We start from the raw sequence: 15,873 nt of genomic DNA, 5'->3' as shown, positions 1-15,873 counted from the left end.
ATATTACATGGTATGTCCAAATACAATTTTTTTGGCAAAGGTGCAATATGTAGCCATTTTTGGCTCATCAGCCAGCGATATTTTTAGAAATATTTCAAAAAGGAGTGCATTCAATTATGAAACTAAACTGGGTTACGCTTAATGTAAGGGATTTAGAAAAGAGCTTGTATTTTTATACAAAGGTGCTAAAACTTAATATTTCAGCGAGGTTTGGCGATGAGAACCACCAAATTGTCATGCTTGGAGAGGCTGACGGGACAAAGATTGAGTTGATATTTGAACCAAATGCTCGAATAGAAAACCCGGGTAACGGCGTATCAATCGGGCTGGAAACCGACAATTTAGAAAAACTTATTGACGAATTAAAGAATATGGGTTATAGAGTGACTGGCCCTGTATCACCTAACCCCCATATACGCTTCTTTTTTGTTCAAGACCCGGATGGATATACAATTCAGTTAATTGAACAAAAGTAAAAAATTGCTTTTCATGCGACGGCAAAATAAAAACTGTCATTCTGAATGATTTTTGCTTTAGAATGACAGTTTTGGTTTATAGATCTCACTTTAAGATATGAGATTCTTCGTTTTATAGGCTAAAATTTTATAATTGTCTTTCTTATTTTATAGATATGGTGCTATGGATTTCAATGCTTTAAATCCATTTTGATTAACAATTTCTTCTGCAAGCCTATTTAATATTTCTGTTGACAGGTATGGTGCCAAAGCCGGTAGAAAGTCCATATTATTACACTCAAAAGCTTTCATTGCCAGGGTATCTAAAGTTTCTTCACTAAGATACGGTGCTAAGGGTATGATATCTTGCATATTTTCATTTTCCACCATTTTAACAACTTCATTTAGGCCTTCATCGCTCATAAACGGTGCTATAGAGGTTAGTTCTTTTAAGCTGCCTGTATTTATTTTTAATGCTAATCTATCAACTCTTTCTGAACTTAAGAATGGACATAATCCTGCCATTTCTTTCATAGATATGGTACCTGATAACCTATTAACATAGGATTCTAATAGCTCCTCATTTAAAAACGGTGCAAGTGATATAATATCAGAAATACTAATGTTATTTTGATTCTTTTTAATTATAGATTCTAAAATATTCTGAGTTTGTTCCGGTTTTAATATAGGTGCAATTTCAACAACAGAAGAAGCTGTTACATTATCATTATAAATATAGGTATCTTCTGTACCTTCTAAAATATGTTTTACCAGTTTAACAGGCTTTTCATAGTCTAATAAATCATCAATACTAACACCTAAAGTAACCGTTAATTCCGTTAATTTTGAAATATCAGGCATGGAATTACCCCTTTCCCAGTTACTAACTGCCTGATAACTGACTCCCATAATATCAGCCAGTTCCATTTGAGTTAAATTTTTCTCTTTTCTTAATTGTGCAATTTTCTTTCCAATGACTGTTGTATTAAACATTAGAATATCCTCCTTAAATTAATAATTTTATTTTGTTTCTCCAATTGGATAATTCTAATATACCGAATAAAATCTCTATAATAAAGCAACTGATGCTTGAGTTACTTTAATTCTTATCTCAACTTATAGTTGAGGCTTTACGGACAGATTTATTCTTATGTACTAATTACAAATCTATATTATCACAAATGCTCGTATAATTAAATTTTATTTTTTAATCCAGTATTTAAACAAAGATATTTCTTAACCTTATTCATAGGGCTAATTCCGAAATATTAAAGTTATATAAAATACAAGGAAGTTCATCCTTGCTTTTTAAGCAGAAAGAAACTTCCTTGTAGTGTTAATTCATATTCAAGTTAAAATTATAATATTTCTATCAATCTGTCATTACCCGGTTTTGCCACCTTATTAAAGAAGAAGTCATATCTAAAGAACATATAACCATCAACCAATCCGGTGCCTCTGCCATACTCTACCTGTTTTCTTAAAACATCCTTATCATTCTTCCAGTCTGGTTCTAAACTGGATCCAGCTTTGTAGTTTGCAATACCTACATACATCTTAACAGATGAACTGGTTCTGTAAGATAGCCATTTATCCAATGTTTTATCATATGGATAGGAACTGTTAGAGAAGGTCCAATAAATCTGCGGACAAATATAATCAATATATCCGTCTTTTGATAACCAGGTTGCAATATCAGTATAATATCCGCTATCTGCAAATAAGGAATTGATAAATCCACCCGGACTGATACCAAATTCTACGGTAGGGTCGATATCTTTAACTGATTTATAAACATTCTTTACCAGATCATTAACGTTTTGTCTTCTCCAGTCTGCAATAGATAAAGGTTTTTTGTTGTATTTACCGCAACGAACAACATACTCTTCATATTCTACATTGTCAAACTTTTTTTCATGACCGGTTCCTAATACAGGATAAAAATAATCATCAAAATGGATACCGTCTACATCATAATTTCTTACAATTTCTTTCACGCCGTTATAGATTAACTGACGAACTTCACTGGAAGCCGGATTATAATATAAATTACCGCCAAAAGCCAATACATTTCTGTCATTGGATTTATCCTTGTCCTCATACCATACTCTTGCAGGGTTGTCTTTTGATAATGCTTTATAATCGGTGCTTGCAGTGGTTACACGGTATGGATTTAACCATGCATGGAATTCCAATCCTCTGTCATGTGCCGCTTTTACCATATATTTCAATGGATCAAATCCAGGATCAACGCCTTGTGTTCCTGATATATATTTTGACCATGGGAAATAATTGGATTTATACATAGCATCTCCAAAAGGTCTTACTTGTACCACTACTGCATTCATTTTCATATCAACTACGTTGTCAAACATAGTATCTATTACAGCTTCAAAACTTTCTTTTGTAAATCCGCCTTTACCATATTCTGCGAATTCCAGATAAGAGATCCAAACAGCTTTAAACTCTAATTTAATATTAATAGTTTTAGCAATTTTATTATCAGCCTTATCTTGAACCAATACTGTGTATACACCGGCAGAATCTACTTTAAACTCTTTAGAATCGGTTATATTAATACCTTTAGTATTCCAATCAGGATTATTAACATTTGACATATCACCTTTTACATATAAAACACGCTTAATTCCTGATTTATCTGAAGCATTACAGGTTACAGTTGCTTTCTGATTCATTACAGAATATGTTAAATCTAAAGAAGGTGCTGTTTTATCAATATTAGTTATTTTAATTACTTCTAAAGCCTGATTGCCGGCTTTATCGGTTACAGCTACAGAATACTCTCCATTGGCTGAAACGTCTATAGCAGCTGTTCCTTTTTCATCCATTGAAACGGTTTTAACTGCATCTGTCTGAGTATTAAAGTCAGAAAGAGTCTTCTTTCCGGCCATATAGAGTACCTCCTTTATACCGGATTCTTTGTCAGATGGAGTTACATATATACTAATTCCAGATTTGACAGGTTCCGTTGTACTTAAAGAATAGTTAATAACGGGAGCTGTTTTATCAATGTTAGAGACTACAAGTTCCTTAGTCGTTTTATTACCATGAATATCTTCTGCATAAAAAGTATATGTATCATTTCTAGTAATACTTACCGTAGCTTTGTTATCGGAATTTAAATTTATTACTTTACCATCTTTACTAAAGTAACTTGCATTTCTGTTTCCAGATCTATATTTTACTTTCTTTAATTTTGATGCATCACTAACTTGCAATGCCACTTTTACAGAACCCTTGGTAGGCTTTGTTGTGGCCGGCGTCAAAGTAATGGATGGTTTTTTTGTGTCGGTTGCTGCACTGGCATAAGTTGTTCCAAACAAGGCGATACCAAGTACAGTACAAATAATTGCCTTATATAACCACTTCATTAAATTATTTTGCATTATATCCTTCCTTTCAATAACTGTTTATTTGACAATTCCGTCTTTACAAAGTCAGTAAAGACGGAATATGAATTTTTATCTTCCTGTAGGGTAAGTAGTGAATACCATTTGCAATATATCATAAATTGCTTCTGCGGTACTTTCACGGAAGGAACTTTTTGTCATAAGTGTTAAATCGCTCGTATTGGACATAAAACCTAATTCAATAAGAATTGCAGGAACCGTATTGTATTTGGTAACAACATATTGTTTAGCAAAAATACTCCTTTTTTGTGTACCTACTGCACTAGGTAAATTATCCAAGAATATAGAAGCAAATTTTTGACTGTTTAAGCCCATTTTGGACATTGAATTATTTGCATCGGAGTAATAGATTTCTGTTCCGCGAACAGTGGTCTTAGTGTTTGCATTCATGTGAAGGCTTATAAATAAATCAGCTCCTACCTTTTTAGCGAATGCTGCACGTTCATAAAGATCAACTTTTGTATCATTATATCTTGAGTAATAAGCTTTGATCTCAGATTCCGGTGCATCAAAGATTTTTTTGCAGTAATCGTAAATAATGGAGAAGTTTACATCTTTTTCATTGATAGTTTTACCATTTAATTTACGAACAGCACCTGGGTCAGTACCACCATGACCTGCATCTAAAACTACAATATTTTTATAAATATCCTTTGGATCTCCAACAGTTACATTTATGTATCCTTTGTTCTCTTTTAATTTATAACCTTGTAATTTAGTTGTATTTACAATAATCTCAGTAACATCATTTTTAGAATCATAATTAAGTGAAATATTTTTAATTCTGCCATCCTGATAACCATAGAATGTATTAGCATAAAAAGAACGTTGGTCACCAGGTACATAAATAGAGAATTTATTGTTATAATAACGGTCTTCGTGAGTGATTTCAGAGAAAAGTACATTCTCCGGCATCTTAAACTGTATTATACTTACATTTGAAGGAACTGTTTCCGGACGTTTTTCTTTAAATGAAATTGTATACTCATTATCCGTTTCTGTTACTTCATAAGTTGCATCCTCTGATTTTTCAATTACAATCTGTGCTGTATTGCTGTCTATTGTGAGACTATCCACATTTCTTAAGGAATGGAGGGATTCTGCCGTTTCGTTTACAAAACTTTGGTTTCCTATTCCGTTATTAACGTTTGCTATCTGTAAAATAAACTGATAGTTGTTTTCTATCAGCTGTACATCCAGCTTACTTAAACCGGTTAACGTAATATAATCATAACCATCTTTTATTCCTGCTGTAACTTTAAATAAATAGTTCTTGAAAAACGTTACTTTTAAAGTACATTTATCTTCAGATAGTGATAAGAAATAATCCATGTTTTTTTGATTTAAATTTAATATTACATCCGTACTGATATCGGTATAATTATATGCAGATGATGCATTGCCTACATAAGTACCTTTTAAATCATAACTGGTATTATTAGTACTTGCATTACTTACATGTAATGTTAAGGTTTGATCATTTAAATTTGATGTAACATTTCCAAAGGGTGTTGTAGACATTATAGAGTAAGTTTCTGTAGTTGCTGTACTTTGACTGTCTTTGATAATCGAGTAAATATTAGCAGTATTCTTTTCATCTGACTTTATCTCTTTTCTATTGGCAGTGTTACCAATTAATTTATAATCATCAAGATATTCGTCTAAAAGATTCCACTCTAAGAAAACTTTGTCCTCCGGTATAAAATCGTCTCCACCTAATTCTGGTCCGTCCGGTTTTCCATTGTTATTATTTTCTTCTTTACGTGAAGTTATAACGGATCTCTTTAGAGTACTGTCCCATCTGTAATTGTATCCAAGATAGGATGATATAAAGCTTCCCGGAACCATAACATGGGCAGCACCGGAATCTAAATTCTTAACTAAAAGAGGCGCCGTGTCCATTCCATGGGCTTTTCCATTCACGTAAGCGGTTTTACTGCCAAGTGTCAGTTTAACCGTAACATCGTTTTTGGATAAGGTAACAGTTCCCTCTTTTTCATTGTAGTTATATTTTGCACTGATTGGGGCACTTCCAAATACCTTATATGCATAAACCATTGCGGTGTCATTTATTATAATGCTTGGCATTTTTCCAAGATTAATCGCTTTGCCATCTACGGAAACAGATCCTATGGTACCGGTGTAAGCCACTGTTTTGCCATTATAATATAATTTCATTGGACTGGTCATAGAAACAGTTCCATTTGCACTATTATAAGCATATTTGTAGCCTAATGTCTCTGCTGTAAATCTTGCAGGCACAAAAATCTGCGCATAACTGCCGGATTTCATCTTTATTTTCCTAGGGGCAATGGACAAGGTGGTTTTTTTGCCATTTACGTAAGCAGTTTTACTGCCAACTGTGAACTTTATGGTTGTTCCATTTAACTTTAATGTTACCACACCATTAGATGAGGAATAATCAAATTCAGCACCTATATTCGAGTTAACAAAAACATCTCGAAAAGATACTAAGGAAGTACCATCAATGATAATTCCTGGTGCAGTGGTTTTGATTCCTTTTCCATCTAAATAGTACTTTACCTGTTTATCGGTATAAGTAACATTCTTCTTTGTTCCATAATCATAGTAAGATAAATTAGATGCTGCTGATACTGTAGTGTATGGTATGCAAAACAAAGTTAATGCAATGAAAAGCATCCAAAGTATGTTACGTTTTTTCATTTTCATTCTAAAATCATCCCTTTGTATATTGTTGTCATTAAAATGCTAATATAATATACATTCTAAGTTAGCATTTTGGTTTATATGTAATTGATAAGCATTATAATTGCTTTGCAAAGATTTAAAAGTTATGCGAATAACCATATCTTATCTTTTAGGAAAAACATAAAAGTACATAAATTTTATTTGATATATTAGTTAACATAATTAATTTATGTAAATTTAGCCTGCTTTTAACCTACTTGTTGTTGAGTCTAACTTATCTTTTGTAAAGATTTAATACTTTTTTAAGCTGGCTATATAAAATCATCCCAGCTTGATTAGTCAATCTGATAAAATAGCTATCTAAAAATCGACTTACTATCACCTTATCTTCTGTCCTATATCATATAACACCTCCATCTAATAAATAAGTTCCAAACAGAATTCTTCGCTTTTTTAAAAAAACATACTCCATTTGCTTCATATATTACCATAATTTTAATTAGTGTTAAAATTGTGTCATATTTTGAAAAAATTTCATACTTATAGTTACTTTATCCTTTTTATGCTATAATGAATAAATATTAAATGTAATGAAGGGAATGATTTCATGGCCGAACATAATTATCACGACCAAAAAAATATTGAAAATGCAGTTAGATTACGAGAAATATTAGGTGAGCTGCCCAGATTCTGCGGTGATTTTTTCCGCGGCATTGAACCCACCACCTCTTCCCTCACCAGAATCGCCTATGCTTATGATTTAAGGGTATTCTTTACTTTCCTAACGGAAACTAACCCTGCATTCAAAAATACGCCTATTCGTGAATTCAAGATTGAAGTACTGGATCAATTAAAAGCCTTAGATATAGAAGAATACTTGGATTATCTATCCTACTATAAAAAAGAAGATAAAGAATATTTAAATAGCGAAAACGGTAAGAAAAGAAAATTAATTGCCCTCCGTACCTTCTACAACTACTATTTCAAAAAAGAAATGATAGTTAGTAATCCGGCAGCTTTAGTTAACATACCTAGGCTTCATGAGAAAGAGATTGTCCGCCTGGAGATTGATGAAGTTGCCAAAATGTTAGATGCTGTAGAAAATGGTGAGAACATGACAACCTCTCAGCAAAAGTATCATAATAAACTAAAGAACCGGGATTTGGCTCTTATTACTCTTCTATTAGGTACCGGTATTCGTGTTTCCGAATGCGTTGGTTTAGACTTGAATGACTTGGATTTTAACAATGACGGTATTAAAATCAGAAGAAAAGGTGGAAATGAATCCATTATTTATTTCGGTGAGGAAGTACGGGATGCCTTAGAAGAATATTTAAAAGAACGTGAACAGATTGTTCCGGCTACGGGCAGTGAGGAAGCTTTGTTCTTATCTTTACAAAAGAAAAGAATCAGCGTTAAGGCAGTTGAAAACCTGGTGAAAAAGTATTCCGGTCTGGTAACGAAACTTAAGAATATTACACCACATAAGCTAAGAAGTACATACGGTACAAACTTGTACCGGGAAACAGGGGATATTTATTTGGTTGCTGATGTATTAGGACATAAGGATGTTAATACAACGAAAAAGCATTATGCTGCTATTGAAGATTCAAGACGTAGGAGTGCTGCTAATAAGGTGAGGTTGAGGGAGAAATTATAGTAAATATATGAAAATATAACTTAAAAAAAGAAACTGTAAATAATTTTTTGTAAACTATAAAGACATCCTCTTGGATTAATGTTAAAATAAATATTAATCTAGGAGGATTATTTTATGACATGATTAGAGTTAGCAAAAGAATTAGTCAAGCAGAATTAGCTTAAAGATAAATATCAGTAAATGGAATCCACCCTGAAATTAGGCGCTTACGAAGTACACCCTAAAATTAGGTGCTTACAATTGAAATAAAAAGCCCGAGACGGTGGACATCAACTGTCATGTTGATGTCCACCATCTGAGTACCAGTATAGTTAGCTTTGTGAGAGTCCCCACTATGGAGCGTTTACTCTTTTAACAATTCTTCTATTCTATATTGGGATTGTAAAACAGGGAATAGGGATTTTCAGCAAAATCATGGTTTTTCATTCAGATACTGAATCCAATCCTCTTTCAGTATTTCATATTCTTTCTCATATGCATCCTTATAGGATATATCAGTTAATGCTGCATTCATAACTGTATCCAGCGAATATTGATTAATCAAAAATTTAAAAAATGAAGTCGCTTCCCAAAAATTTAACTCCATTCCTTCTTTTTTCATTCTATTTCCATATGTAGACTCTAATGTTCGCCATACTCCACCTGCATGAAAATCGGCAGTAATAGAGGCATAAGCAATTGCATCGATTGAAATAGATCGATCGATTTCATCAAAACCTAATGGCTTTTTGTGGTGACTATAATAATAACTTTGAATTAACGGTACTACTGGATCCTCTACAACTTTATTTTCTAACAAATAATTTTTATAAAATGCTTCTTGCCAATATGTATTATTACAAACAATTTTCCCAAAATACTCAGACAGAGCCTCAGAATATAGATCACCTGATAAAGGAAAAACAGTGTGCATGTACTCATGAATTACCACATCCGGTCGAGTTAAGTCTATATCCAAATTTCCTTTCGCTGTACTTACACTACCACTTGATGTGCTTATGTTTCGTTTTGAGCTAAAATCAAATTCATACGCTGGCAAATTCTCCAACAAATAACTATTAATATACTGAATTTCCTTTTCGGTAAAATACAATAATTTTTCAACATCATCACTACATTCCGTCAAACCACTAATTTTTTTTATATTATAAATATTTCTTCCACTATCTACAACAAGTAAGTTACTTGTATCCTTGGAATAACTATAGTTACCAATATCGCCATATGAATACTGATACTCTTTATTAACTCCAATGTGTTCTAACCATTTTGTACGTATATCGTTATCGACTTGATTTAGCTTTTGTATATCGTACTCTTCCAATACAAATTTCGTTAATGAGATTGCACTTTTTTTTGCAATATCCAGTTCAATCTGTGTATTCCACTCTTCAATAAAACGAATCGGAAGCAATTCCAAACAATCCATAGAATCATGATTTAAGTAATAGTCTTTAAGCATAGATTCATCTGCTTTATCACCTGAAACATAAGCATTTAAGCCATAACCACTCCATTCATATTTTAGCTCGTATGCATCCATTAATAACACATGATACTCTTTTGCCAAAAAGTCATCTTTTAGTAAAAACACTTTATCTTTTTTGGAATAAGAAGCACGTTTAGGCGAGGTCTGAACAATATACAAGTCAAATTCTTTCATAGGTCCCAAAACAGAAATAAACTGTTTCAAGTCATCGAGTAGTACATTTAACTGTTCTTTTTCTTCTTCTGCCGTAAAAAGTCCTGTTTCAAATCCTATACCAAAATTATTATAATATCCATAATTCATTTCAAAGGTGCGTTGACTTATATCATCCCAGTTATAGTTTTCATTGACTAAATTATAATTTTTTGATGTAAACACTTTCTTTTGAATAGTTGATTCACTTTCTTTACTGCAACTGCCAAAAGAAACCGTAAAAATAGCTAATAAACAGACGAGTATTAATTTTATAAAATGAGTTTTCATATAAAGTTCTCCATTTCATGTATTGATATAGTTGAAATAATTATTAATCTGTTTTGTCGATAATCCATTAATGAATATACTCACTGTGCGTACCACCTATTCGCAACATAAAACCATTGGTTCGTAGATCCATCATCACTATTATCATATTGATGATGAAATAAAGCAGGCAGTGGAGTACTTTGCTTATGTGTGGTACAATCACGTTCATCCTCACTCTTATAATGACGGACTTGCTTCATATGAAGCACGTAATAATACAAAAACTTTAGGTCATAGTGTTACAATTAATATTACCCCTGATTGGGCGGTATAATAGACATGTTCATCCAGAAGTCCTTGAAAATGAACTCGGACTTCTTTTCGAACTCAAGCTTATGTAGATCAATATTTAAAATTAAATTATACGACACTATATATTGCTTTCCAATCCCAGATTCCATATAATACCATTATAAACTATTAATTTAAAATGTTCAATAAAACTGTTTTTTTACTAAAACTGAATAAGTTATTACAAATTAAAAAAACGACAATTTTGTATAAATTTTAATTGTCGTTTTTATTATTTTTCGTTTAATGGGCGGCAAAAGCCTATTAAAGCCTGTCTGTGTATATTCCATTGGGTTAGGGAATGTCCAAGTCGTAGGATTTGTAAAGAACATATCGACAGTCTGTTTACAAAAATCTGTCATTTCTCTACCAGGTACATGGTTGTAAATAGCGATGACCAATCCTCCGGGCTTGACGATGCGGTTACACTCTACTCGGAATGCATCCAAATTAAACCAATGCAGTGCATGGGCGACGGTGAGAATATCAACGCTACCATCAGGAAGTGCTGTGGCTTCAGCGGTACCCTCCATAATACTTACATTTGTATAAGGGGCAAGTGTAATTGCAAGCTGCCTGCGCATATCAGCGTTGGGTTCAACAGCATACACAGAATAACCACGCTTCGCCAAAGTCACCGTGAATTTTCCCGTCCCCGCACCAATATCGGCCAATACGGCGTCCTGCGGTACAAGTGAGCAAATATATTCAATCGCCGATTTCGGGTAGCCTGGGCGTCCTATAGCATAGGCTTCCGCTTTGCCTGTAAAATTTTCTATATTCATTGTTTTACTCCTTTCTGTTATATAAATTTCTCACTTAGCATTCGAGGACGAGGGCGAAGAAGGTAAATTCTAAAAAATTGGTAGTTATTGAACCACATATTATACTTATAATATTTACTTAATACCAAATTCAGTTAATAAATTCTGCAACCTACATTTTTCATGTTCCATCACAGGAAAAAGCGGATTATATAAATAATGTTGCAAAACATCTGCATCTTTTAATACTTCATCAAATGCAGAATGAGTAGTCGCCTTTGAGCTGTGGTTACGAATAGCTGAACATATTAAATCTGTTTCATTCTCTGTTGTCAATGACAACTCATCAAGAATTTGACGTGCCCAAACTGCACCATGCTCAGCATGATTTTCAGTATTCATGGCTTTGTAAGAATGTAAATCATGTAACATACCAACCATGGTCGCCAATTCAAAATCTAGATTTCTTTTGAGAGCTATAAAAGCACATGTTTGTGAAACTCCATAAAGATGGATATACCCACACCTTCTTTCTTGAGTGTCTTTCATGTTTAATAGAATTTCATCAATATACTTTCGAAGCCTTTCAATGCGATTTTCCATTTCTTCAGAACGTCCATTATGTATATGCTTTTGCATTTTTTCAATATAGTTTTCCATGTCTACCTCCGTCCATTATATAAACTACTTCCGGCGAACCTGCTATATGAACACCAAGGTAAAAAAGCGGTTTCATTTGAATTATTAGTCAGCATGTGCGCGCCGTTCCATTTGACGGCATTACAATTACATCACCTTCAGAAACTTCAATATCACAGCAGTCCCAGAGATAATATAAAAAACTTCTTCATTCCCTGTATACTGATGATATGGATAATTAATTTTTCTTGGTTGTAAAGTTAACACCGAGTTTTTCCTCGCCACTTCTGTATGGCGAAGCAATATCACTTTTTTGAAATCCGAACAATCGTTCTTACTAACCAATGTGGTCATAAATCTGATTGAAATTGAAATCGAAGTACTGTGCTGTCTTTATATTTTTTTCTAGTTCTTGCATGATAGTGTTCCTCTCAATATATACTATGTCCAGTTTGTAATCTAAAACGTTTGTATATAATCACATGGTAATATTACACATTATTAGTATGTACAAAACAATATCTATTAGTGTCAAGCATTGAACTTTTGGAATCAATGTAGTGTTATAACAAATAAACTAAAATATGTACTTTATTATTAGATATTGGTAAATCAATATTAAGTAAAGTCCACGTAAACCAAAATGTACTTTATTGTCTAAGTTCAGTGTTAATCAGCATCAAGAGAGATATAATTTAAAGTATTGCTTTTAAGTTTTAGCATAAGAATACATCAAAAATTTAGAATAATTAGCAAAAAATAACGAGATTGTGTTAATTCTCTATTGGCCGACTGGCTTAAGAAGCCGTAAGGTTATTTTGGAGCTTCAGCAAACGTCTCAATCTACTGCTACTTTATTCTTTCCAACCGGCATATATATATAGTAAAAATAGTATTTTGGTGAAAATCCCATGAATGTCAGTATCGGCATGAAAGCTCCTGATTTTACAGCAATGACAACCTTTGGACCAATCAAAATGTCAGATAACAAAGGTCACTGGGTTATACTATTTTCACACCCAGGTGACTTCACACCAGTATGTACAACAGAATTTGTTGAATTTGCAAAAGCAAATGATAAATTTGAAGCATTAAATACGAAGTTAATAGGATTAAGTATCGATAGTAACCCTTCTCATCTTGCATGGGTAAATCAGATTTATCTATTAACTGGTGTTCAGATCCCTTTTCCTGTGATTGCAGACCGCATGGCGGAAGTTGCCGGTCTCTATGGAATGATTGCCCCAGATGCCAGTAAACAGGAAACTGTGCGAAATGTATACTTTATTGATCCCCAGCAGATCATCCGCGCCATTCTAATTTATCCTTTGACAAATGGCAGAAACATATACGAGATTCTTCGTTTATTAACCGCTCTTCAAACAACGGATAAAAATAAAGTGGTTACCCCTGCTAACTGGCAGCCCGGCAGTCCTGCTATGATTCCTCCACCACAGACATACAACCAGATGTTAGAGCGGATAAACGAACCAGCCAAAATGGAATTGAATTGCATGGACTGGTTCTGGTGTTACAAAGACTTACCATAATAACCATTTTCCATTCCTGCCATAATTCTAAATGATAAAAACCAGGTGTATGAAATCATTATTCTCTTACACCTGGTTTTTATTATATATGAATTGCATATCCAAATAGATACTGTATATCTAGATTTATTTCTCGATGGTTTAATGGTTAACCATGTGAGGATAATCACCTATAACATGTTTGATTTCTTTCTCTTCTGTCTATGCAGCTAAAACATTCCATGATTAACAGGAATTAATTTATAAATAAGATAAAGCTTTAATCATACTCGATTTTTGCCTTAATTCTTCTAACGCCAGCCGAAGATGCTTCTTCCTTTAGTATTATAAATTTCCCCAATTCATTTGTATTGAAAGCATGTGGACCACCACATATTTCTTTGGAGTAACCAGGAATCGTATAAACTTTAACTCTATCACCATACTTATTGTCAAATATTCCGATTGCATTTGATTCTCTGGCTTCATCCAATGTCATTTCCACGCATTTTACATCAATACTTTTATGGATGGCTTCGTTTACAATCCTTGATACTTCAATTAGCTCTTCTGCTGTTAGTTTTCTGGTAAATGAAAAATCAAATCGCAACCGCTCTTCGGTTATATTGCTGCCCCGCTGATAAATGCTGTCACCCAGCACCTTCCTTAACGCACCATTCAGAAGATGGGTTGCTGTATGAAGCCGTGCTGTTTGTATACTGGCATCAGCAAGGCCGCCTTTAAACTTTCCTTCTGCACCTTGTCTTGATTTCTCCTGATGTTCTTTAAATCTTTGCTCAAAATTAGTAATATCTACCCTTACCCCACGCTCATCAGCTAATTCCATTGTAAATTCTATAGGAAATCCAAACGTATCATACAATCTAAATGCAAGTTCTCCACTCAATAATTCATCCTTTTCTAGTAAAGCAAAATACCGTTCTGCCTTCTTTAAGCCGGAATCAAGAGTTTTTCTGAATAAACAGGACTCCTTCTCTATTTGATCTAAAATAAAATTTTGATTTTCTCCAAGCTCCTTATATACATCCTTATATTGTTGTATTATCACGTTTACCAAATCACAAAGGATATTGTCAGGAAAGCCATGCTTTTTAATTAGTCTTATGGTCCTTCTAATTAACCTTCGTAAAATATAGCCCTGCTCTGTATTTGAAGGTGTAATTCGCTTTGGGTCACCAAGTATAAATGTAATTGCTCTTGAATGCTCACATATGATACGGAAATCCCTTTTATTTTCATCTGAATACGAAATATCAGTTAAGCTTTTGAGTTTATTCATCACTGGTATAAATAGTTCCGTATCATACACATTATTTTTACCATTCAAAATAGTTAAAACTCTTTCCATTCCCATTCCTGTATCTACATTTTTATTGTGCAGAGGTTCATATGAGCCGTCACTATTTTTGTTATATTCCATAAAAACGTTATTCCATATTTCAACGTATTTCCCACAGTGGCAGGCTGGTCCGCAATCCTCACTACAAGACTCCTTTCCCATATCATAAAATATCTCCGTGTCCGGACCACATGGACCAGTTACCCCTGCTGGGCCCCACCAATTCTCTTCTCTGCCGTAAAAAAATATTTGACTATCTGACAGTCCCTTTGTTTTCCACATCTTAGCTGTTTCATCATCCCTTGCAACTATATCGTCACCACTAAAAACAGTAACAGCAAGCCGTTCTACTGGAATATGCAGAACGGTTGTTAAAAACTCAAAACTTAATGAAACTGATTCTTCTTTAAAATAATCTCCTAGAGACCAATTTCCTAACATCTCAAAAAATGTAAGATGTGTATCATCACCAACTTCATCAATATCACATGTTCTTATACATTTCTGAACATTAGTCAATCTTTTACCTTGTGGATGGCTCTCACCTAACAAGTACGGAACTAACGGATGCATACCAGCCGTAGTAAATAGAACCGTTGGGTCATTGTCCGGTAGCAATGAAGCAGAGGCGATTTCACAATGTCCTCTCTCCTTAAAAAATTCAACATACATTCTTCTTAATTCTTGTGCTGTCATTGAAAAACTCCTCTCCTAGTAATTTTTTGTATTAGTCAAGACCACCAGCTTAGCTGGTGGCTTGATTTGCCCCTATAAGGGGCTTTTACCTGCTTGCGTCTAAAGACGCACTGAATAGTTCGCCAGCCGCACTATTTTCTCGGGCAAACCCTAAAGGGCTTTATTTTTTGCCCTTTTGTACTGGCTCACCCGTAAACGGGTCTATATACTCTTTCAATGATATCTGGTCATATTGCAAATCTTCCTGTATTTGATTTTGTATATATTCTTGTATTTTCTTTGCATTTTTTCCTACTGTATCTACATAATATCCTCTGCACCAAAAATTTCTGTTTCCATATTTGTATTTCAGATTGGAATGCCT

Annotated in this window: 12 protein-coding genes; 4 read left to right on the top strand and 8 right to left on the bottom strand. The window is 33.6% G+C overall.

Translation table 11 applies throughout. From position 1 onward, the window contains the following. The first annotated feature begins 116 nt into the window (after positions 1-116). Positions 117-476, top strand: coding sequence for a VOC family protein (locus BM183_RS02190; protein ID WP_091684142.1), 360 nt, complete (start codon positions 117-119; stop codon positions 474-476). A 147-nt stretch (positions 477-623) separates the two neighbouring features. On the opposite strand, the gene BM183_RS02185 is transcribed toward BM183_RS02190, so the two are convergent. From BM183_RS02185 to BM183_RS02175, 3 genes are all read right to left on the bottom strand, one after another. Beyond that, entirely contained in the window at positions 624-1,448 is an 825-nt protein-coding gene (locus tag BM183_RS02185; RefSeq protein ID WP_091684141.1) for a helix-turn-helix domain-containing protein, read from the bottom strand. A 365-nt stretch (positions 1,449-1,813) separates the two neighbouring features. Further along, on the bottom strand, positions 1,814-3,862 hold the full coding sequence (locus BM183_RS02180) for a glycoside hydrolase family 10-like protein (RefSeq protein ID WP_091684140.1): 2,049 nt from the start codon (positions 3,860-3,862) through the stop codon (positions 1,814-1,816). A 75-nt stretch (positions 3,863-3,937) separates the two neighbouring features. Then, positions 3,938-6,577: an N-acetylmuramoyl-L-alanine amidase gene (locus BM183_RS02175; protein ID WP_091684139.1), complete on the bottom strand. Its 2,640-nt coding sequence runs from the start codon at positions 6,575-6,577 to the stop codon at positions 3,938-3,940. A gap of 586 nt (positions 6,578-7,163) precedes the next feature. Between BM183_RS02175 and BM183_RS02170 the strand changes: the two genes are divergently transcribed. Beyond that, complete coding sequence (locus BM183_RS02170) at positions 7,164-8,216, top strand: tyrosine-type recombinase/integrase (RefSeq protein ID WP_091684138.1); 1,053 nt, start codon at positions 7,164-7,166, stop codon at positions 8,214-8,216. 412 nt (positions 8,217-8,628) lie between these two features. Here the strand turns inward: BM183_RS02170 and BM183_RS02165 are convergent, their stop codons facing one another. Further along, positions 8,629-10,188, bottom strand: coding sequence for a hypothetical protein (locus BM183_RS02165; protein ID WP_091684137.1), 1,560 nt, complete (start codon positions 10,186-10,188; stop codon positions 8,629-8,631). 190 nt (positions 10,189-10,378) lie between these two features. Here BM183_RS02165 and BM183_RS21210 point away from each other — a divergent pair, with 190 nt between their 5' ends. Further along, positions 10,379-10,504, top strand: a complete 126-nt coding sequence (locus BM183_RS21210) for a hypothetical protein (protein ID WP_276326316.1) — start codon at positions 10,379-10,381, stop codon at positions 10,502-10,504. Positions 10,505-10,709: 205 nt separating this feature from the next. Here the strand turns inward: BM183_RS21210 and BM183_RS02160 are convergent, their stop codons facing one another. Both BM183_RS02160 and BM183_RS02155 read right to left on the bottom strand, forming a co-directional pair. Further along, positions 10,710-11,306, bottom strand: coding sequence for a class I SAM-dependent methyltransferase (locus tag BM183_RS02160; protein WP_091684136.1), 597 nt, complete (start codon positions 11,304-11,306; stop codon positions 10,710-10,712). A 114-nt stretch (positions 11,307-11,420) separates the two neighbouring features. Then, on the bottom strand, positions 11,421-11,945 hold the full coding sequence (locus tag BM183_RS02155) for an HD domain-containing protein (protein ID WP_091684135.1): 525 nt from the start codon (positions 11,943-11,945) through the stop codon (positions 11,421-11,423). A gap of 890 nt (positions 11,946-12,835) precedes the next feature. On the opposite strand from BM183_RS02155, the gene BM183_RS02150 reads away from it, so the two are divergent. Then, complete coding sequence (locus tag BM183_RS02150) at positions 12,836-13,474, top strand: peroxiredoxin (protein WP_091684134.1); 639 nt, start codon at positions 12,836-12,838, stop codon at positions 13,472-13,474. Positions 13,475-13,733: 259 nt separating this feature from the next. Here the strand turns inward: BM183_RS02150 and BM183_RS02145 are convergent, their stop codons facing one another. Together BM183_RS02145 and BM183_RS02140 are read right to left on the bottom strand one after the other, a co-directional pair. Beyond that, positions 13,734-15,509: an alanine--tRNA ligase gene (locus BM183_RS02145; RefSeq protein WP_091684133.1), complete on the bottom strand. Its 1,776-nt coding sequence runs from the start codon at positions 15,507-15,509 to the stop codon at positions 13,734-13,736. Between the two features lie 160 nt (positions 15,510-15,669). Next, positions 15,670-15,873, bottom strand: a 204-nt coding sequence (locus BM183_RS02140) for a transposase (RefSeq protein WP_170847848.1), incomplete at its 5' end; no start/stop codon positions are given.

It is taken from the genome of Anaerocolumna aminovalerica, from assembly GCF_900115365.1.
GTDB classification, from domain to species: domain Bacteria; phylum Bacillota; class Clostridia; order Lachnospirales; family Lachnospiraceae; genus Anaerocolumna; species Anaerocolumna aminovalerica.
This window is presented reverse-complemented; position numbering and strand designations above follow the sequence as displayed.

Coding starts and splice junctions, on each gene's coding strand:
- BM183_RS02190 (WP_091684142.1), top strand. CDS start 117: ATGAAACTAAACTGGGTTACGCTTAATGTAAGGGATTTAGAAAAGAGC.
- BM183_RS02175 (WP_091684139.1), bottom strand. CDS start 6,577: ATGAAAATGAAAAAACGTAACATACTTTGGATGCTTTTCATTGCATTA.
- BM183_RS02145 (WP_091684133.1), bottom strand. CDS start 15,509: ATGACAGCACAAGAATTAAGAAGAATGTATGTTGAATTTTTTAAGGAG.
- BM183_RS02165 (WP_091684137.1), bottom strand. CDS start 10,188: ATGAAAACTCATTTTATAAAATTAATACTCGTCTGTTTATTAGCTATT.
- BM183_RS02170 (WP_091684138.1), top strand. CDS start 7,164: ATGGCCGAACATAATTATCACGACCAAAAAAATATTGAAAATGCAGTT.
- BM183_RS02185 (WP_091684141.1), bottom strand. CDS start 1,448: ATGTTTAATACAACAGTCATTGGAAAGAAAATTGCACAATTAAGAAAA.
- BM183_RS02180 (WP_091684140.1), bottom strand. CDS start 3,862: ATGCAAAATAATTTAATGAAGTGGTTATATAAGGCAATTATTTGTACT.
- BM183_RS02155 (WP_091684135.1), bottom strand. CDS start 11,945: ATGGAAAACTATATTGAAAAAATGCAAAAGCATATACATAATGGACGT.
- BM183_RS02150 (WP_091684134.1), top strand. CDS start 12,836: ATGAATGTCAGTATCGGCATGAAAGCTCCTGATTTTACAGCAATGACA.
- BM183_RS02160 (WP_091684136.1), bottom strand. CDS start 11,306: ATGAATATAGAAAATTTTACAGGCAAAGCGGAAGCCTATGCTATAGGA.